The sequence below is a fragment of the Pseudomonas sp. H2_D02 genome (genome assembly GCF_054677635.1).
Window position 1 is genome coordinate 4,922,087 of sequence record NZ_CP162816.1, and the last position, 19,156, is coordinate 4,941,242.

Annotated in this window: 19 protein-coding genes; 10 read left to right on the forward strand and 9 right to left on the reverse strand. The window is 59.7% G+C overall.

The features are described 5' to 3' along the window. Window positions 1-62 precede the first annotated feature (62 nt). Together AB4N42_RS22460 and AB4N42_RS22465 are read left to right on the forward strand one after the other, a co-directional pair. The gene (locus AB4N42_RS22460) at window positions 63-2,783 is read left to right on the forward strand and encodes a toprim domain-containing protein (RefSeq protein WP_460115399.1); all 2,721 of its coding nucleotides are present in this window, start codon (window positions 63-65) and stop codon (window positions 2,781-2,783) included. A 25-nt stretch (window positions 2,784-2,808) separates the two neighbouring features. After that, entirely contained in the window at window positions 2,809-3,084 is a 276-nt protein-coding gene (locus tag AB4N42_RS22465; RefSeq protein ID WP_460115400.1) for a pyocin activator PrtN family protein, read from the forward strand. Here the strand turns inward: AB4N42_RS22465 and AB4N42_RS22470 are convergent. Then, the gene (locus tag AB4N42_RS22470; RefSeq protein ID WP_460115401.1) at window positions 3,059-4,210 is read right to left on the reverse strand and encodes a tyrosine-type recombinase/integrase; all 1,152 of its coding nucleotides are present in this window, start codon (window positions 4,208-4,210) and stop codon (window positions 3,059-3,061) included. The two genes, AB4N42_RS22465 and AB4N42_RS22470, sit on opposite strands and share 26 nt — an antisense overlap. A 103-nt stretch (window positions 4,211-4,313) precedes the next feature. Here AB4N42_RS22470 and dusA point away from each other — a divergent pair, with 103 nt between their 5' ends. Both dusA and tal read left to right on the forward strand, forming a co-directional pair. Next, window positions 4,314-5,324, forward strand: coding sequence for a tRNA dihydrouridine(20/20a) synthase DusA (gene dusA / locus AB4N42_RS22475; RefSeq protein WP_460115402.1), 1,011 nt, complete (start codon window positions 4,314-4,316; stop codon window positions 5,322-5,324). A gap of 178 nt (window positions 5,325-5,502) precedes the next feature. Further along, on the forward strand, window positions 5,503-6,429 hold the full coding sequence (tal, locus tag AB4N42_RS22480; RefSeq protein WP_198797819.1) for a transaldolase: 927 nt from the start codon (window positions 5,503-5,505) through the stop codon (window positions 6,427-6,429). A 219-nt stretch (window positions 6,430-6,648) separates the two neighbouring features. On the opposite strand, the gene rssC is transcribed toward tal, so the two are convergent. The 3 genes from rssC to AB4N42_RS22495 all read right to left on the reverse strand — a co-directional run bounded on the left by rssC (window position 6,649) and on the right by AB4N42_RS22495 (window position 9,346). Continuing rightward, window positions 6,649-7,131 (reverse strand): anti-sigma factor antagonist RssC, encoded by a 483-nt coding sequence (rssC, locus tag AB4N42_RS22485; RefSeq protein ID WP_181286889.1) that lies wholly within the window; start codon window positions 7,129-7,131, stop codon window positions 6,649-6,651. Next, window positions 7,131-8,312 (reverse strand): two-component system response regulator RssB, encoded by a 1,182-nt coding sequence (gene rssB / locus AB4N42_RS22490; protein WP_030139975.1) that lies wholly within the window; start codon window positions 8,310-8,312, stop codon window positions 7,131-7,133. The genes rssC and rssB overlap by 1 nt, the downstream gene beginning before the upstream one ends. Before the next feature lie 344 nt (window positions 8,313-8,656). Further along, on the reverse strand, window positions 8,657-9,346 hold the full coding sequence (locus tag AB4N42_RS22495; RefSeq protein ID WP_431145747.1) for an MlaA family lipoprotein: 690 nt from the start codon (window positions 9,344-9,346) through the stop codon (window positions 8,657-8,659). 200 nt (window positions 9,347-9,546) lie between these two features. On the opposite strand from AB4N42_RS22495, the gene AB4N42_RS22500 reads away from it, so the two are divergent. Further along, on the forward strand, window positions 9,547-10,167 hold the full coding sequence (locus AB4N42_RS22500; RefSeq protein WP_431145748.1) for an HAD family phosphatase: 621 nt from the start codon (window positions 9,547-9,549) through the stop codon (window positions 10,165-10,167). A gap of 109 nt (window positions 10,168-10,276) precedes the next feature. Continuing rightward, entirely contained in the window at window positions 10,277-10,540 is a 264-nt protein-coding gene (locus AB4N42_RS22505) for a DUF4404 family protein (RefSeq protein WP_198797821.1), read from the forward strand. A 172-nt stretch (window positions 10,541-10,712) separates the two neighbouring features. On the opposite strand, the gene queF is transcribed toward AB4N42_RS22505, so the two are convergent. Both queF and copI read right to left on the reverse strand, forming a co-directional pair. Further along, a complete protein-coding gene (gene queF, locus AB4N42_RS22510; protein ID WP_030139971.1) occupies window positions 10,713-11,543 on the reverse strand; it encodes an NADPH-dependent 7-cyano-7-deazaguanine reductase QueF in 831 nt (276 codons plus the stop codon). Window positions 11,544-11,603: 60 nt separating this feature from the next. Next, window positions 11,604-12,128: a copper-resistant cuproprotein CopI gene (gene copI / locus AB4N42_RS22515; protein WP_030139970.1), complete on the reverse strand. Its 525-nt coding sequence runs from the start codon at window positions 12,126-12,128 to the stop codon at window positions 11,604-11,606. A gap of 158 nt (window positions 12,129-12,286) precedes the next feature. Here copI and AB4N42_RS22520 point away from each other — a divergent pair, with 158 nt between their 5' ends. Then, window positions 12,287-12,967: a heavy metal response regulator transcription factor gene (locus AB4N42_RS22520; protein WP_030139969.1), complete on the forward strand. Its 681-nt coding sequence runs from the start codon at window positions 12,287-12,289 to the stop codon at window positions 12,965-12,967. Continuing rightward, on the forward strand, window positions 12,964-14,313 hold the full coding sequence (locus AB4N42_RS22525; protein ID WP_198797822.1) for a heavy metal sensor histidine kinase: 1,350 nt from the start codon (window positions 12,964-12,966) through the stop codon (window positions 14,311-14,313). Before AB4N42_RS22520 ends, AB4N42_RS22525 begins: the two co-directional genes overlap by 4 nt. Window positions 14,314-14,475: 162 nt before the next feature. Here the strand turns inward: AB4N42_RS22525 and AB4N42_RS22530 are convergent, their stop codons facing one another. The 3 genes from AB4N42_RS22530 to AB4N42_RS22540 all read right to left on the reverse strand — a co-directional run bounded on the left by AB4N42_RS22530 (window position 14,476) and on the right by AB4N42_RS22540 (window position 17,725). After that, window positions 14,476-15,720, reverse strand: coding sequence for a lipoprotein-releasing ABC transporter permease subunit (locus AB4N42_RS22530; protein ID WP_030139967.1), 1,245 nt, complete (start codon window positions 15,718-15,720; stop codon window positions 14,476-14,478). Between the two features lie 63 nt (window positions 15,721-15,783). Further along, entirely contained in the window at window positions 15,784-16,482 is a 699-nt protein-coding gene (gene lolD, locus AB4N42_RS22535) for a lipoprotein-releasing ABC transporter ATP-binding protein LolD (RefSeq protein ID WP_437127700.1), read from the reverse strand. Next, a complete protein-coding gene (locus AB4N42_RS22540) occupies window positions 16,475-17,725 on the reverse strand; it encodes a lipoprotein-releasing ABC transporter permease subunit (RefSeq protein ID WP_198797825.1) in 1,251 nt (416 codons plus the stop codon). Before AB4N42_RS22540 ends, lolD begins: the two co-directional genes overlap by 8 nt. A gap of 94 nt (window positions 17,726-17,819) precedes the next feature. On the opposite strand from AB4N42_RS22540, the gene AB4N42_RS22545 reads away from it, so the two are divergent. Both AB4N42_RS22545 and AB4N42_RS22550 read left to right on the forward strand, forming a co-directional pair. Further along, window positions 17,820-18,416: a PilZ domain-containing protein gene (locus AB4N42_RS22545; protein ID WP_030139964.1), complete on the forward strand. Its 597-nt coding sequence runs from the start codon at window positions 17,820-17,822 to the stop codon at window positions 18,414-18,416. Then, the gene (locus AB4N42_RS22550) at window positions 18,413-19,135 is read left to right on the forward strand and encodes a glycerophosphodiester phosphodiesterase (RefSeq protein ID WP_030139963.1); all 723 of its coding nucleotides are present in this window, start codon (window positions 18,413-18,415) and stop codon (window positions 19,133-19,135) included. The genes AB4N42_RS22545 and AB4N42_RS22550 overlap by 4 nt, the downstream gene beginning before the upstream one ends. Window positions 19,136-19,156 lie beyond the last annotated feature (21 nt).

Here is a 19,156-nt window from a genome sequence, read left to right on the forward strand (position 1 = left end):
CCATTGACTCAACCCTACCCCACCGTAGGGCTGGGCTTGTTTTGCCCCACAGTTGGTGCGACATGGAACAGTCAGAAACGCTACGGGCTGTAGTACTTGAACGGCTCAAGAGCGATTACGGATTCAAGACGCGGCACAGCGACATCTATTGGCGCGGCGGGAAGTGCCCCGCCTGTGGAAAAAAAGAGCTCTACACCCGTGTTTCAAAACCGTGGCTGATCATTTGCGGTCGCGAGAGCAAATGCGCAAAGCGTTGGCACGTCAAAGAGCTGTATGAGGATCTGTTTGATGACTGGAGCCGTCGAGCGCCCTCGTGCGATCAATATCCAACCGCCACGGCTCGTGCTTATCTGGAGTTCGCTCGTGGTTTTCGGCATGAGCTGATTCAGGGCTGGTTTAGCCAAGAATCTTTCTTTTCTCGAGATCTGAACGAAGGTAGCACCACGGTCCGCTTCGCTTTAGAAAAAGGGGGATATTGGGAACGGCTGATCGATCGCCCGCACCGCTTCGGAAAGATGAAAGCCCGATTCAAGCCTGGTGACAGTCCTCACGGCGTTTGGTGGTGTCCGCCTTGTGTCGAATTGCTGGACGTAGCCGAGCTGTGGATTGTCGAGGGCATCTTTGACGCCATCGCCCTGGTGCATAACGGCATTGCAGCGGTATCGGCTATGTCGTCCAATGCATTCCCTGAAGAGTCGTTGAGGGAGCTGTCACGGCTGCGCGGCGGTAAGTTGCCCAAGTTGGTTTGGGCGTTGGACAACGAGCCTGGCGCACATAGATACACCAAGCGTTGGGTACGTCAGGCTCACGCTTTGGGCTATGAGTGCGAAGCCGCGCAGATCCCGCAGCCTGACAGCCGCAAGGTTGATTGGAACGATCTGCACCAGCGTTGGGCCTTTATGGATGACGACGCCCAGCGTACCGAGCAGATCAGCAAAGACTTGGCTGCCGCCCGTTATCACGGCTCGCTTTTGATTGCCGAAAGTGCGACTGAGAAAGGCGTGCTGATGTACCAATGGCGCGAGCGCTATGAGTTTCACTTCGCATTCGAGAGTCGGATGTACTGGTTCAAGATGGACCTAGAGAAGTTCAACAAGGCCATGCAGGCGTTAGATGCGTCTGAGCGCCACGAAGACCAGTTGCTCAACGACGAACAGCGTCGCGATAAGGCACTGCGCCAATGTGGCAGCGTCGTAGAAATCGCCAACTGCTACCCGCAGGCGTTGTACTTCCAGCGCAACGAGGTGACTGATGAGGCCTGGTATTACTTCCGGGTAGATTTCCCGCATGACGGCGGCAGCGTGAAGAACACCTTCACCGGCGCCCAGGTCGCTGCCGCCAGCGAGTTCAAGAAGCGCTTGCTTAGTATGGCTGCTGGCGCGGTGTTCACCGGCAGCGGGCAGCAGCTCGATAAGATCATGAAGGACCAGCTGTATGGGCTCAAGACGGTAGCGACCATCGACTATGTGGGCTACAGCAAGGAACACGGTGCTTACGTTTTCGGTGATATTGCCGTACGCAATGGGATCGTCAGCCGGGTTAATAAAGAGGACTTTTTCGAGTTCGACAAGCTGCGTCTCAAGACGCTGCAGAAGTCAATTGCGATGCATATCCAGCGTGACGCCAAACAATACCGCAACGATTGGCTGCCCATGCTTTGGACCTGTTTCGGCTCCAAGGGAATCGTTGCGCTGGCGTTCTGGTTCGGCTCGTTGTTCGCCGAACAGATTCGGGCACAGTACAAGTCATTTCCCTTTCTGGAGGTCACCGGCGAGGCCGGTGCCGGCAAAACCACGCTGCTGACTTTTCTCTGGAAGCTCCTGGGTCGGGAGCACGAAGGTTTCGATCCTTCGAAATCAACGCGTGCCGGCCGTCAGCGGGCGATGGGGCAAGTTTCCAACATGCCAGTGGTGTTAATCGAGGGCGACCGCAACGAGCCGGACAAAGCCCATGCCAAGGGCTTTGATTGGGACGAGCTAAAGGACTTCTTTGGCGGCGGCACCCTCGGCACCCGCGGGATGAAGACCAGTGGTAACGAAACCTACGAACCACCGTTTCGGGGTGTCATTGCCATCAGCCAGAACGCCGACGTTAGCGCGTCGGAGGCGATCCTGACCCGGATTATCAAAACTCACTTTGCTCGCCCTGAAGTGACCACTGAGAGCCGTGCCGCGGCGGATAACCTGAACCTGATACCGGTGGAACAGCTCAGCCATTTTCTGCTGATGGCGGTGCGAGCTGAAGGCCAGGTTATGACGAAGTTTGCCGAGCGGGTGGCGGTTCATGAGCAGAGCCTGCGCCAGCTCAGGGACATCCGTGTGGAGCGGATCATCAAGAACCACAGCCAGATCATGGCGTTGGTGGATTGCCTTGGTTTGGTCTGTCCGCTGGATGAGAACCAACGTGTGGCGACCCATCAGGTCCTGACGAGCATGGCGCTGGAACGTCAGGCGGCGATCAGTGCTGACCATCCTTTGGTAGCTGAATTTTGGGATGTGTACGACTACTTGGAAAGCCTCGGCGAAGGGCCCCAGGTCAATCACAGCGTTGATCCGAAACTCATCGCTATCAACCTCAATGAGCTTGCGGAGAAAGCCAGTGAGCATCGCCAGAACCTCGCGGATCTGAAGACCCTGCGGCCATTGTTGATGAACAGCCTTAGCCGCAAGCTATTGAACGTAAACAAGGCGACATATAGCGCTGTGAGGGCACAGCAGGCAGCCAATGACTCAACGATGAAAAAACCCACCATCGTGCGCTGCTGGGTATTCAAGAGCGTATGAAAAAATCAGTTAAAGGATTAGCACAATGAAAACCTTGTTTGTCCTCATGGCCCAATACGACGGCCAGGTGATTATCTCGCTAGAGCAGGTTTGTCGGGACTACTTCACGCACCTGACGCCCGACATGTTTCAACGCAAGGTGATGAGCGGGCAGATAAAGATCCCCATCACCCGCCTGGAACGCAGCCAGAAGTCGGCCAAGGGAATCCATATCACCGACCTGGCCGCGTACGTCGATCAACAGCGCGCAACCGCGGTTAAGGAGACCAATCAGCTTAACGGCTCAAAACACGCCTTTTGAGCCACTTCATTGATGCGGCGCCCAGTTGAACGGGCGCCCTCAGTATTTCTTCGTACCATTCCCACTTTACATAGCGATCACCCTTGCCGCGTAGGTGGGTGTAGCGCCTCAGCGAATTCCAGTCACGGTGCCCCGAAACGCTCGCCACTCGTGGGATATCCCAGTCCATCTCAAACAGACGGCTTACACCTTCGTGCCGAAGGTCATGGAAGTGCAGATCCTTGATCTCCAGGAATTTGCAGGCCTTCGCCCAGGACGTGGAAATTGATTCAGGGCTGTACGGGAAAATATCCTCGCCGGCACGGGGCATGGTCTGGAGAATGTTCCAGGCCTCGTCTGGGATGTAGCACCAGACGTCGTTGCCAATCTTCTGGCCTGGGTTCTTCATGTCGCGTACCAACACCCGCTGGCCGGGCTCGTCGAGGTCGTCCCAGCGAATCCGGGTAATTTCGTCGAGTCGGCGTGTCGAGAACAGGGCGAAGCCCACCACTTTCATCATGTTGATGATGCTCCGACGGCGCAGCTGCATATCCTGGTAGTGCTTCATGAGCTTACCCAGCTCGTCCAGCGTGGGGCGCCGGTCACGCTCGCGGCTCTTCAAGTTGTAGCCGAGTTTGCGCAGGACGCGCCGTGCGCCCCCCATCGCCAGAGGATCAAGCTGATAACCCCAAGCGTCCTTGCCGATGGAAAGCACGGCGCCGAGGTGCGCCAGGTCGTTGCCGGCCGTCTGCGCCTGGACGCCTCCCCCCTCGGGGCTCATCCGCCACAGCGCGTAATCGACTAGGCATTGGGTGTTGATATCGGTGTCGGCCAACTGGCCCATGTACGTTTGGCCGATGGCCGTAAGGGTTGCGCGTTTGGTCTTGCCCAGCGGCCGGGCTTTCTCAACCTCGATCAGGTATTGATCGATCATGTCTTTGAGCGTGACGCCTTTGCGGCTCGCTCGCTCAATCGCACCAGGTACATCCAGTTCGGATTCACGCTTGCGTGCCCAGGCCTGCGCCACCTGTTTCCGGGCGAAGGTCTGGCTCTCTTGATAGACTTGCACTCCGTCGCGCTTGATGCGGATCTGAGCCGTGTAGCTAACAGACCCATCCGCCAGTTTTCTTGCCCTGATAGTCGCCATGTCAAAAGTGGTACGCGTCAGTTTTGAAGTGGTACATGGTACCACCGAACCCTCAAAAACGCCTGAAAACACCCGAAATCACGTCCAGAACACGTTGAAGAAAATGTTAGATAAACAGAGCTTTAGCCCAGTAGATACAAGGCCTACGCTGTCTCGGCGCTTTAGTGTTGCACCCATGATGGACTGGACTGACGCCCACTGCCGCTACTTCCTGCGCATCCTCTCCAAACACGCCCTGCTCTACACCGAAATGGTCACCACCGGCGCCCTGCTCAATGGCGATCACGAGCGCTTCCTGCGCCATCACGAAACCGAGCATCCGCTGGCCCTGCAACTGGGTGGTAGCGTCCCAGCCGATTTAGCCGCTTGCGCCCGAATGGCCCAGGAGCACGGTTACGATGAGGTCAATCTCAACGTCGGCTGCCCAAGCGATCGGGTGCAGAACAACATGATCGGCGCGTGCCTGATGGGGCATCCAGAATTGGTGGCCGATTGCGTGAAGGCGATGCGGGATGCGGTGTCGATCCCGGTGACGGTCAAGCATCGGATCGGGATCAATGGTCGCGACAGCTACGAGCAGTTGTGCGAGTTCGTCGGGACGGTGCGTGACGCCGGCTGCACCAGTTTTACCGTGCACGCGCGGATTGCGATCTTGGAGGGGTTGTCGCCGAAGGAGAATCGCGACATCCCGCCGCTGCGTTACGACGTGGTAGCGCGGTTGAAAGCGGATTTTCCTGAGCTGGAAATCGTGCTCAACGGTGGGATCAAGACGCTGGAGGCCTGCCACGAGCATCTGCAGACGTTTGACGGTGTGATGCTGGGTCGCGAGGCCTACCACAACCCGTATCTGCTGGCCGAAGTGGATCAGCAGTTGTTTGGCAGCACTGCCCCCATCATCACTCGGGCCGAGGCCTTGGCAAAGCTGCGGCCGTATATTGCCGATCACTTGGCGAACGGCGGTGCCATGCACCACATCACCCGCCATGTGCTGGGACTGGGCACGGGATTCCCGGGCGCGCGGCGGTTCCGGCAGTTGTTGTCGGTAGATATCCACAAGGCCAAGGATCCGTTGGCGCTGCTGGACCAGGCGGGGCAGTTGCTGGAAGGGCGTTAACCGTCACTTGCTTTGAACCTGCGCGCGGTTTTGGCATCGTATCTACCGACAGTTGCCCCGGCCATTCAAACAGCCGTTTCCAGGTTGTTGCCGCTGGGGCCATCGATACCTCTTCACGCCCTTGAGTGGCTGCCAGCCCTCGGGTAATGTCAACGGACCCATAGGACAGAGCACGCTCATGACTTCCAAGCTGGAACAACTCAAGCAGTTCACTACCGTCGTGGCCGATACTGGCGACTTCGAAGCCATCGCCCGCATCAAGCCCGTCGACGCCACCACCAACCCTTCCCTGCTGCTCAAGGCCTCGGCAATGCACGGTTATGCCGAGCTGCTGAACGCCTGCGTGGCGGACTGCAAGGGCGACGTAGGCCTGGCCAGCGACCGCTTTGGCGTCGCAGTGGGCCAGGAGATTCTGAAAGTGATTCCCGGGCGCATCTCCACCGAAGTGGATGCACGCCTGTCGTTCGACACCGAAGCCATGCTCAAGCGAGCGCATCGTCTGGTAGACCTGTACGAAAAAGCCGGCATTGGCCGGGACCGCGTCCTGATCAAGATCGCTTCGACCTGGGAAGGCATCCGCGCCGCCGAGAAACTCGAGCGCGAAGGCATCCAGTGCAACCTGACGCTGCTGTTCTCCTTCGCCCAGGCCGCCGCCTGTGCCGATGCCGGGGTATTCCTGATCTCGCCGTTCGTGGGCCGTATCTACGATTGGTACAAGAAAGCCAACGGCAACGACTACACCGGCGCGGACGACCCGGGCGTGCAGTCGGTGACGCGCATCTACAACTACTACAAGTCCAATGACTACAAGACCGTGGTCATGGGCGCAAGCTTCCGCAACCTCAACCAGATCGAACAACTGGCCGGTTGCGACCGCTTGACCGTCAGCCCTGAACTGCTGGAGAAACTGGCCACCGATGAAGGCAAGCTGGAACGCAAACTGGCGCCTGGGCAAGCTGGAGAAGCGCGCCTGAGCCTCAACGAAGCGCAATTCCGCTGGTTGTCCAACGAGGACGCCATGGCGACCGAGAAACTGGCTGAAGGCATCCGTCAGTTCGCCCGGGACCAAGAGAAGTTGGAGGCGTTGCTGCAAGCCAAGCTTTGAGCTGACTCGCAAGGCATGAAAAAGGGCGAACCTTGGTGGGTTCGCCCTTTTTTTATGCGGCTCAGCCTGAGAAATCTGGCGCCTGTGCAGGCCATTCGCGAGCAAGCTCGCTCCCACAGGAGAATTAGGGGCAGCTCCAAAGGCTGCGGCCCAACGCAAGACGCTGTGGGAGCGAGCCTGCTCGCGAAAGCGTCAATTCGGTCTACACACGCTCAAGAATCAAGGCCGCTCCAGCGCATTCACCAGGTCATGGAACGCTTCACGATTGGAATCGTTCAGCCCCATGAGGATCTTGTGGGCTTCAAGCACCTTGATCCGCACTTCCTCTTCGGACTGGTCCTGATCAGGCAGGTCATCCAGGCATTCCGGACACGGAACCGGATCGCCAACGATGTTGAACACCTGGTCGAAGCCCATCGATTGGAGAAGACGGGTAATGTCGTTGTGGGTGGTGACGACAGTCGGCAACAGGCCAACCTTTTGCCGCGACAGGATCGACAGCTTGGCCAGCAGGCCCAAAGTGGTGCTGTCGATGCTGCGGGTTTCGGTCAGATCGATCACGATGGCGTTGAAATTCAGCGCGGTGAAGATCTTCTCGATTGTCGCATCCAGCGCCGAACACAAGGTCAGGCGCACTTCACCGACAAACTTCAGGACAAAGGTGCCGTCCTGCTCGGCGAACTGGATTCTACCGGTACTCATCAAAGGTTCCTGCTCAACACTAACAGGGCGATATCATCCGGCATCTCCCCTAGCGTGGCTAATCCAAACACTTGGCGCAGGCCTTCCAGGCTGCCGCCCGCCGCACTCACCCGCTCAGGCAAGGCCGCTTCTTTCTCTTTGAGTGTAGGTTCTGACAAAAGGTCCAGAATGCCATCAGACATCAGCGTCAGGCTGAACGTCGGTGGCAGCTCCAGAATGTGGTCTTCGTAGGTGGCCTCGTTGAACAGGCCTACCGGCAAACCACGCCCTTCCAGGTAACGAACACTGTCAGGTGTATACAACACAGGCAACGGCAGGTGACCGCCGATGCTATACGTCAACAAACCAGTCTCCTCGTCGATGACTCCACCGACCATCGTGACGTGTTTGCCCAGCTTACAGCTGATCAGGCCCCGGTTGATATGCCCAAGGACTTCCGAAGGCTTGAATTCCGGCAACGTACCGTTGCGCTTGGATTCGAACAACAGCCGCGTGGTCATGAATTTGAGCAGTACCGTCACGAATGCCGACGAAGCGCCGTGGCCGGAAACATCCGCCAGGTAGAACGCCACTCGTCGCTCATCGACGCGAAAATAGTCCACGAAGTCGCCCGACAGGTACAACGACGGGATGATCTGGTGGGCAAAGCGAAAATCGTCGACGGTCCAAGGGCTGACCGGCAGCATGTTCATCTGCACCTGGCGCCCGGCGTTCTGGTCTTCCTGCAGCAGGTTCAGGCTGGCTTCGAGCTCGCGGTTGGCGGTTTCCAGCTTTTCGCGGTAGCGTTGGTTTTCCACCAGCAGGCGCGAACGATCCAAGGCCCGACGCACCGAGTGCTCGAGCACCGCGAGGTCTTCAAGGGGCTTGATCAGGTAATCCGCCGCGCCCAGGCGCAAGGCCTCGACTGCATCGTTCATGACGCCCGCGCCCGACACCACGATCACTGGGGTCTGCGAGGAGATCTCGGTGACCTGGCGAATGAGTTCGAGTCCGCCCATCTGCGGCATGCGCAGGTCGCAGATGACCAGGTCGGGCTTCTCCTGTTCGAATACCTGAAGACCCTGTTGGCCGTTACTGGCCTGCAAGACGCTGAAACCACTGTCTTCCAAGTAGGCGGCGAGACTGGCTCGCACCACTTCGTCATCATCGATTATCAGCAGCGTGGCACTGGTTTTTGGCATGTGGGCAAACGGCGCCAGAATTAGGTTGGCGTAGCGGGCGGGGCGGCATGGCCTGGCACGCACTACTGGATTCGCTTTCTAGCCTCTCTGTCGTACCGGCTTCAGGCCTTTGCCCTACACACTGTTACACAGAGGTGCCCTTCTAAGGCGCAGACGGTACTCCCATCCGCGGGGCGTTTCAAGCTCATGCAGACGGTCGCTTGCCGTCATCATTTGTCAAAGTACAGAGAGTTATAAGAACCGAGCGAAGCGTAACTCAATGGAAGGACCAAACCCGCTCAAACGTGACGTCGATGCAAAGAAGGCGGCCTTTCGGGCCGCCTTCCGCGCTCTACGGGACGAGATCAAAAATCGTCTTCGACCTGGCCATCCTTGACCTTGAATTCGCGGTTCTGCAGGAACGCGTTGCGAATGAAGACGTATTTGTCGCCGCTCACCAGTTTTTCCGCGGACAACAGGCTGGCGCGGGTATCAACAATATTCAGGCCCCAGATCGAATTACGCACCGAAACGTTGTCGATGTAGGGATAAGGCGTGGTGTAGCTGTCCACCAGCTTGGCCGGCGCATCACGCAAGGTGCTCGGCCCCAACAACGGCAGCATGACGTACGGCCCGCTGCCCAGCCCCCAATAGCCCAGGGTCTGGCCAAAATCCTCATCGCTGCGCTGCAGGCCCATTTGAGTGCCTACGTCAAAGAAGCCCAGCAGGCCGAAAGTGGTGTTGAAGATCAATCGGGCGGTGTCGACCCCGGCGGCGGCCGGCTTGGCTTGCAGCACGTTGTTGGCCAGGTTGCCGACATCGCCGATGTTGCGGAACATGTTGTGGATGCCGTCCTCGAGGAATTGCGGCGTCACGTATTGATAACCCTGGGCCAGCGGCTTGAGCGCGTAGGTATCAATGGTGTCGTTGAACGTGAAGATGGGACGGTTGATGCTTTCCCAAGGGTCTTCTTCCGTGGCGGCCTGACTGGCGAACGGCACCAGCAGGACGCTGGCGGAAAGACACAGCTGAGCTAGACAATGGCTCCAGCGCATAGGGAAAAACTCCTTGGATTGATCAGGCAAGGGCGCCGAGCCCAGGCGGTGAGGCCGCTAGTATAAGACGGAACGCGCGGATAGGCAGCATTGAAAAAGAAGCGCCCGTAGGAAGATTCCACAACGCGCCGCCTTCATTTTCCTGTCACCGGACTGTCATCGCGACCCGTTAGGCTGCGAGTTATTTCAAGGACGTTCCCATGCCGCGCGCCGAAGCCCTGCCCCTCCCCGCTCCCAGTCTTACCGCTGTACTGTTCGGCCTGAGCGGATGCCTGGTGGATTTCGGATCGCGCATTCGCCAGCCAGGGGCGACGCCCACGGATCACGCCCAACCGACACCCGGTGCCCTGGAAAGCCTGCAACGCTTGCAGCACCTGAATATCCCCTGTGCCTGGCTCGACGAACTGCCTCCTGCCGTCAGTCATCGGCTGGCCGCCACGTTGCCTGGGTCGATCAAAGCGCCGCAACTTCCTGCAACAAATAATCCTTGGCCAGCGCCACATGCCTGTTGGCAAGCGCTGATGGCGTTGGATGTCCAGCAACTGGACGGTTGTGTATTGGTCAGCGGCGAGCCAAGGCTGCTGCAATCAGGGCTCAACGCGGGATTATGGACCATCGGATTGGCCTCCTGCGGCTCGTTGTGCGGCCTGTCGCCGGTCGAGTGGCAAAACCTGAGCCAACAAGACCGGGAGATCAAGCGCGCCAAGGCGACCGTGCAATTGTTCAGTCTAGGCGTGCATTCGGTGATTGATCACCTGGGCGAACTGGACACTTGCCTGGCCGACATCAGCCTGCGCAGGCAAAAAGGCGAGAAGCCCTGACCGGGATCATGCAGGGCGCGTGAGTGTGGATTACTCTTAAGGCAGGCCATGGACTTTTGACGCTGCGTCGCGGTCCATGGCAGTGCCTATCAATAAAGGGAGTACGCCAATGCCTGCCCGCGACTTGCAAGAACAGCTCAACACACTGCGCGAGCAATTGGACCAGAACCCGCCGCTGTCTGAGCCAGAGCGCGAACATCTGCACGAGTTGATGGCGCAGATCGAATCCCAGATCGAACTGGAAAACCAGGTTCAGGACAACAATCTGGTCGACGGGGTGAACCTGGCCGTAGAGCGCTTTGAGGTGGAGCATCCAACGATTGCTGGAACACTGCGCAATATCGTCAATACCTTGGGCAGCATGGGGATCTGAACCCTTCAAATATTGAAAAGCCCCGCTAGCGATAGCGGGGCTTTTCAATGTCCACGATCCAAATGCAATTCCGTATGGGAACGGGCTTGCTCGCGAAAGCAGTGTGTCAGCCAAGACAATGTTGAATGTGCCACCCTCATCGCGAGCAAGCTCGCTCCCACATTTTAGAGTCTCATTGGCGAACCAGGCGATGGTTCGGCAACGTCACCTCTTCAGTGCTGCGATACGGATTGATATCCAACCCACCACGCCGCACATACCGCGCGTACACGGTCAATTTCTCCGGCTTGAGCAAGCGCTGCAGGTCGAGAAAGATCCGCTCGACGCACTGCTCATGGAAATCCGAATGCTGGCGGAAGCTGACGATATAGGCCAGCAGGCTGGCATGATCCAGTGCCGCGCCACGGTACTCCACCGCCACGCTGCCCCAATCCGGCTGGCTGGTCACCGGGCAGTTGGACTTGAGCAGATGGCTGTGCAGGCTTTCCTCCACAACGCGCGAGTCATCACAACGCAGCAGCTCTGGACGCGGATGCTCGTAGGAGTCGACGCTGATGTCCAGTTCGTCAATGCAAACCCCAGGCAGTGCCACGACGCCTTCGCTCTCTACATCCTTGAGGCTGCGAATGCGCACGGCCACCGGTTTGCCCGCCGCTGCCGATAGATCCTGGCGCAAGGTCGCTTCCAGGCTCGCAGTGTCAGCGAACGGCGTCTGGTTCAACGAGTTCAAGTACAGCTTGAAGGACTTGGATTCGATGATGTTCGGCGAATCCGCCGGGATCGCGAACTCACCGATGGCCACCACTGGCTTGCCGGACGGCAACAGCCAGGACAATTCGAAGCAGTTCCAGAAGTCCACGCCTTTGTACGGCAGGGTCTCGGCCGTCAGCCCCAACTCCGCCCACTTTGCGGTACGCGGGATGGGGAACAACAAGGACGGCGTGTACGTAGCGATGTATTCGCTGGATTTGCCCAGCGGCGAATGTTCGGCTGCGGGATGCATGACGGAAACCTGACTGAAGAATCAGCGGATTCTACCAGCCTTTGCCACCGCCTTGAGCGCTTACTGACTGACTGTCAGGTCGCCTTTCATCCCGGCTTGATAATGGCCGGGCACATTGCAGGCGAACTCCAGGCGAGTGGCCTTGCTGAACGTCCAGGTCAATTCGCCGGTCTTGCCTGGCTGCACAAGTACGCTGTTGGGGTCGTCGTGGTTCATCCCGCCTTTATCCCCGTGGCTCATGGCGGCATGGTCCATGCCCGATTGCATCCCAGTGGGAGACAACATGCCCTCTTGTTGCATCTTGAGCATCTCCTGCTGGTGCTCCGCGTGCATCGCCGCATCGCCCAGGTTGAACTCATGCAACAACTGCCCTTTGTTGACCAATACAAACCGCACCGTCTCGCCGGCCTTGATGTCCAGCGTCTTGGGATTGAATGACATGTCGCCCATCACCACTTCGATACTGCGACTGGCCTTGGCTGCCGGCGCGGGTTGGCCAAAATCAAAGTGGCCCGGCGACGCCCAGGACGACACACTCAACGCCAGCACAGAGGCGGCCAGGACCAGGCGATTTATCATCAACATGTTCATACTCCAGCAAGAGAAGGGTTCAACTTGCCGAAGACTCTAAGCAGGCGCGACTGCCAGTTGACTGACATTTGCATTACAAGTTTGTCAGGTTGGCCCGCCTGCCCATGCGCCACGGTATAACGCCCTGGTACAAACACCGCCTCGAGCCGCCCATGAAACTGCTGATTGTCGAAGACCAACTGAAAACCGGCCAATACCTGCGCCAAGGCTTGAGCGAAGCCGGCTTCAACGCCGACCTGGTGGCAGACGGTATCACCGGCCAGCAATTGGCCCTGAGCGATGAATACGCGCTGCTGATTCTCGACGTGATGCTGCCCGGTCGCGACGGCTGGCAGATCCTGCAAGCCGTGCGCGGGGCCGGCCTGGACACGCCAGTGCTGTTCCTGACCGCGCGCGATGCGGTACAGGATCGCGTGCATGGCCTGGAACTGGGCGCCGATGATTACCTGGTCAAGCCCTTTGCCTTTTCCGAACTGCTGGCCCGGGTGCGCAGCCTGTTGCGCCGTGGCAGCTCGACGCCCCAGGAAACCAGCCTGCAACTGGCGGACCTGCGCCTGGACCTGATTCGGCGTCGCGTTGAGCGCAGCGGCCGGCGCATCGATTTGACCGCAAAGGAGTTCGCCTTGCTGGAGATGCTGCTGCGGCGTCAGGGCGAAGTATTGCCAAAGTCGCTGATTGCCTCGCAAGTCTGGGACATGAATTTCGACAGTGACACCAACGTCATCGAGGTGGCGATCCGCCGCTTGCGGCTCAAGGTCGACGACGAGTTTCCCAACAAGCTGATCCACACCGTGCGCGGCATGGGCTATGTCCTTGAAGAGCGCAGCCTGTGAGCCGGTGGTCACTGAGCAATCGGCTAGCGCTGCTCTTCGCCGCCTGCACCGCCGTCGTGTCGCTATTCGCGGGCGTGTTGTTCAGCCGCGGCAGCGAGGCGCACTTCGTGGAGCTGGACCGACAACTGCTCGAAACCCAACTGATCGGCGTACGGCGCGCCGTGCAAGACACCCACGGACATGATCCCCGGATGCGCCTGGACGATGAGTTGAGCCGCCAGGCGGACCTGACCTTGCGCATCAAGGACAGCAACGGCACCCAGTGGCATGGCAGCCCGATCCCGGCGCCGCCCGAACTACCGGAACGCCCCGGCCTGTCCACGCTTCGCGATGCAGACAATGACTATCGGGTGCTGAACGCGCTGCTGTACCCCGATCGCACCGACTCACCCCAACTGACCTTGTTGCTGAACATCACCCATCACCAACACTTCCTGCAACGCATGCAGCGGCTGATCTGGCTAACCGTCGGCCTCTCGGCACTGGCCACCGCCCTGCTCGGTGCCTGGGCGGCCCGGCGTGGCCTGCGCCCCTTGCGACGCATGGGTGCGATCGCCAGCAGCGTTTCGGCCCGCTCCCTCAATGCCCGGCTGCCGGAAGAGCATATGCCCGTCGAACTGGCGGAATTGGCCCGCAGCATCAACGACATGCTCGGTCGCCTGGACGATGCGTTTCAACGCCTCTCTGCGTTCTCCGCCGACATCGCCCATGAACTGCGCACGCCGCTGTCCAACCTGCTGACCCACACCCAGGTCACCCTCACCCGCGAGCGTTCGCTGGAAGACTATCGCGAGGCATTGCACGGCAATCTCGAAGAACTGCAGTGGATGGCGCAACTGGTCAACGACATGCTGTACCTGGCCAAGGCTGATCATGGCCTGCTGGCGCTCCATCGCGAACCGCTGCAATTGGCCGAGGAAGTGGACATCTTGCTGGACTTCTTCGCGCCCCTGGCCGAGGACTTCAATGTACGCCTGGGTCGCGACGGTGAGAGCCTGATCGAGGGTGACCGCAACATGCTGCGCAGGGCCCTTTCCAACCTATTGGACAATGCCCTGCGCTTCACCCCCAGTGGCGGCGAAGTGCGCGTGCGGATTGTCGATGTGGGTCAAGGAGTGAGCGTGTGCGTGGAGAACAACGGCGAAGGCGTTCCAGCGGATTTGCTACCACGCCTGTTCGACCGTTTTTATCGCGCCGACCCGTCCCGCCAGGAAGGCAGCAGCGAACATGCAGGACTTGGGCTGGCCATCACCCGCTCGATCATCCGCGCCCATGGAGGAGATATCAGATGCGAATCGGCCGAGGGCTGGACGCGGTTCGTGATTGAACTGCCCAAAAACAAGTGAGGCGAACAAATCTGTGGCGAGGGGATTTATCCCCGTTGGGCTGCGAAGCGGCCCCCTTCATCAGGCCTGACACACTGCGGTGGCCGAAGGATTAGGGGCGCTTCGCACCCCAGCGGGGATAAATCCCCTCGCCACAAGGATCGCGCAGTCGTTCCTGGATTATCAGGAATACCGCAACGCCTGCGCCGGTTCGATCTTCGCCGCGCGCCATGCCGGATACACGGTGGCGAGGAAGCTGAGGATGAACCCGGCAGAGCAGATCAGCACTACGTCGCCACGCTGCAACTCCGAAGGCAGGTTGCTGACGAAATACACGTCGGAACTGAAGATGTGCTGCCCACTGACCCGTTCCAGCCAGCCCACCAGCTCACTGACATTCAACGCCGCAATCACCCCCAGCACGCCACCGATCAACGTTCCGACGATGCCGATCACCGTGCCCTGGACCATGAAGATCGCCATGATCTGCCGCGGCGTGGCGCCGATGGTGCGCAGGATGGCGATGTCCGCGCCCTTGTCGTTCACCACCATGATCAGCGTGGCGATGATGTTGAACGCCGCCACCGCGACGATCATCAGCAGCAGCAAGCCGATCATGGTCTTTTCCATTTTCATGGCGCTGAACAGGCTGCCCTGGGTGTGGGTCCAGTCGTCGGCCTTGTAGTTCGCGCCGAGACCGGTGGCGATGTCGCCGGAGACCTTCGGCGCCGCGTACAAATCTTTCACCGCCAGCCGCACGCTTTGCACCTGGTTCGGCTGCCAATGCTGCATCTGCGCGGCGTCAGCCAGGTGGATCAGCGCCATGGAGCCGTCCAGCTCGGCGCCGACCTTGAACACACCGACCACGTTCAGGCGCTGCATCCGTGGCGTGATGCCCCCCGGTGCGGTACTGACTTCCGGCACGATCAAGGTGAGCTTGTCACCGACATTCAGGCGGAAACGCCGGGCCGTGATCTCGCCGATCACCACGCCATATTCACCCGGCTTAAGGGCGTCGAGGCGCCCCTGGACGATATGCTGGGCGACGATGGACACCTTGCCTTCCTGCGCCGGATCGACACCACTGATCTGGATCGGCTGCATCGACCCCTTATGGCTGAGCATGCCTTCCATTTCCGTGAACGGAACGGCAGCGGTGACTTCGGGATTCTTCAGCGCGGCGGCAGCTACCGGCTGCCAATCGTCGATCGGGTTCACGCCGACGATAGTGGCGTGGGGGACCATGCCAAGGATCCGCGAACTCATTTCACGCTGGAAGCCGTTCATCACCGACAACACCACGATCATCGCCAATACGCCAAGGGCGAGGCCGATCATCGACGTCATGGAAATAAACGAAACAAAGCGATTGCGGCGCTTGGCGCGGGTATAGCGCGTGCCGATGAAAATCGATAACGGTCTGAACATTCGCTGGGCACCGTATGAAAATAAAAGACCCGGCGCCTGCATCAGGCACCGGGTTTCGGTCGGTCAGATGGGCGTCAGGCAACCTTCCTGCAAATGCAGGACGCGGTCCATCTGGCGGGCCAGGTTCATATCGTGGGTCACCACCAGGAACGCTGTGCGCATCGAGGTGCTGAGCTCCAGCATCAAGTCCTGGATACCCTGGGCGGTATGGGAATCGAGGTTGCCGGTTGGCTCGTCGAGCATCACCAGGCCGGGCTTGTTGACCAGCGCCCGGGCAATCGCCACGCGCTGGCGCTCGCCACCGGACAGCTCGGCCGGCTTGTGCTCCAGGCGATGCCCCAACCCAACCCGCTCCAGCAATGCCGTGGCGCGCTGACGCGCCTCGGGAATCGCCGTGCGGCCAATCAGCAGCGGCATGCAGACGTTTTCCAGGGCGGTGAATTCAGGCAGCAAATGGTGGAACTGGTAGACGAAACCCAGGGAGCGGTTACGCAGCAGGCCGCGGGCCTTCTCGTTCAACGCCGAGAGTTCTTCGCCGGCCAGCCAGACACTGCCGGCGGTGGGCGTATCCAGGCCACCGAGCAGGTTCAGCAAGGTACTTTTGCCCGACCCGGAGGTGCCGACAATCGCCACGCGCTCGCCCGGGTGCAGCTCCAGTTGCAGGCCCGACAACACTACCACCGACTCCGGCCCTTCCTCGTAGGATTTGCCCAGGTTGCGGCAGCTCAAGATTGCTTGTTCACTCATGCCCGACTCACTCATAACGTAACGCCTCCGCAGGCTGGGTGCGTGCGGCACGCCAGGCTGGATACAGGGTGGCGAGGAAACTCAGGACCAACGCGGCGCCGCAGACCATCAACACATCGTCGGCCTGCAACTGCGATGGCAGGTAGTCGATGAAGTACACGTCGGCGTTGAGAAACTTGTGCCCGATCAGGGTTTCGAGACCGGCAATCGCGGCGCTGACGTTCAGCGCCGCGAACATCCCGACCAGGGCCCCGACGAACGTACCGATGACACCGATAACGGTGCCCTGGACCATGAAGATGCGCATGATCTGTCCCGGCGTGGCGCCGAGGGTGCGCAGGATCGCGATGTCGCCCTTCTTGTCGTTCACCACCATCACCAGCGTGGAGATGATGTTGAACGCCGCCACGGCGACGATCAGCAACAGCAGCAGGCCGATCATGGCTTTTTCCATGCGGATCGCCTGGTACAGGTTGCCGTGGGTGCGCGTCCAGTCGCGGGCATAGTAACGGTCTTCGCCAAGCTGCTGGGCGATGTTCCAGGCAACGCGCGGCGCCTGGAACAGGTCATCGAATTTCAACCGCAGGCCTTGGACCTGGTCCGGTTTCCAGCGGTGCAGGCGGGCGAGATCCTGGAGATTGGTCACGCCGAGGTAGCCGTCCAGCTCACCAGCACCCACGTGGAAAATGCCGACCACGGTAAAGCGCTTCATGCGGGGGAACATGCCGCCCGGCGTGACGGTGACTTCCGGCGCGACGAAGGTCAGCTTGTCGCCGATGGCCACGCCGAGCTTGGCCGCGGCCTTGTCGCCAATCACGATGCCGAAATCGCCCGGCGCCAAGTCGTCGAGTTTGCCCTGCTTCATGAAGTTGTCGATGATCGACACTTGCCGTTCCAGCGCCGGGTCGATGCCGTTGAGCAAGACCTTGGAGACCTTGCCGTCATTGGTCAGCAGCCCTTGCATCTGGGTGAACGGCGCGACGGCCAGCACCTGCGGGTTCTGCTTGACCTTGGCAGCCAGGCTCGGCCAATCGCTGATGGCTTCGCCGGATTCGAGGGTCGCGTGGGGCACCATGCCCAGCACGCGGGTGCGCATCTCATGGTCGAAGCCATTCATCACCGACAGCACGACGATCATCACGACCACGCCAAGGGCCAATCCGATGATAGAGGTCAGGGAAATGAACGATACGAAATGATTGCGACGCTTTGCACGGGTATAACGCGTGCCGATGAATACGAAGAGAGGTCTGAACATGTCGGGGCTTGTTCGGAGGGAAAAGGAACGTCCTTGTGGCGGGGGTCACAAACCAGCTTTACACTCAGACCACCGCCGCTACCATGGGTTCGCCATGTCGACATTAGATGAAGAAGATCGCCGCGAATACTACCGTATCGAGGACACGATCGCACTGGAAATTCGGCCCCTGTCCATTCCTGAAGCTGCCAGCCAGGAAGTGTTGCAGGATGAGTCCCCATTGTTCAATCTGCTCAGCGAACTGCACCTGAGCGAATTCGAGTCACAGCACCTGTTGCGCCAGATCAGCGAGCGCGAGCGCAGCATCGCGGCGTACCTCAAGGCGATGAACAAACGCATCGACCTGCTCAGCCAGGTCATCGCCGTGACCGTGCTTGGTGAAATCGGCGAACCCCAGCCGGTGATCATTTCCGAAGGCGGTATCGACTTCCAATACCCCACCCCCATCGCCGTCGGGGCGCACCTGTCGGTCAAGCTGGTGTTGATGCCCCAGGCCCTCGGCTTGTTGTTGCGGGCGCGGGTCACCCATTGCGATCCGAAGGGTGGCGGCTACGACGTCGGCACCGAGTTTGAACACCCGACCGACGCCCAGCGTCAATTGTTGGCCCGCTACATCCTGCAAAAACAGGCGCAAGAACGGCGCCTGGCCCGGGAACTGAACGAATCTGGCATCAATAAGGAAGAACCGTGACCCTCATCTATGGCCACCGCGGCGCCAAGGGCGAAGCACCGGAAAACACCCTCACCGGTTTCCAGGAATGCCTCAAGCACGGCGTGCGCCGTTGCGAGCTGGACTTGCACTTGTCCATGGACGGCGAGTTGATGGTAATCCACGACCCGACCCTCAAGCGCACCACGGATCGCCGGGGCAAGGTGGTCGAACACACCGCCGCCGAACTGGTGACCTACGATGCGCGCAAGGGCGGCCCGGGCTGGATCAAGCCGTGCCCGATTCCGCGACTGGAAGAACTGTTCGAAAAATGTGATTTCGAACACTGGCAGCTCGAGGTGAAAAGCGCGTCACGCACCCGTGCCGCCGCGACCGTGCTGGGCATTCGTGAAATGGCCCAACGCTTCGGGCTGCTGGACAGGATCACCATCACCTCCAGCTCCCGGGAAGTGCTCAAGGCGGCCCTGGACCTGACCCCGGACATTTCCCGTGGACTGGTGGCCGAATACGCCTGGCTCGACCCGTTGAAGGTCGCCCAGAGCTACGGCTGCGAGATTCTGGCGTTGAACTGGACCCTGTGCACGCCGGAACGCCTGATCAAGGCGCAGCGCCAGGGGCTGCATGTATCGGTGTGGACGGTCAACGAGCCCGCGCTCATGCGCAGGCTCGCCGATTTTGGCGCTGACAGCCTGATTACAGACTTTCCCGGTTTGGCCACTGCCACCCTCGAGAATTGCTGAAATCGGTCTCCCCGGCCGGCT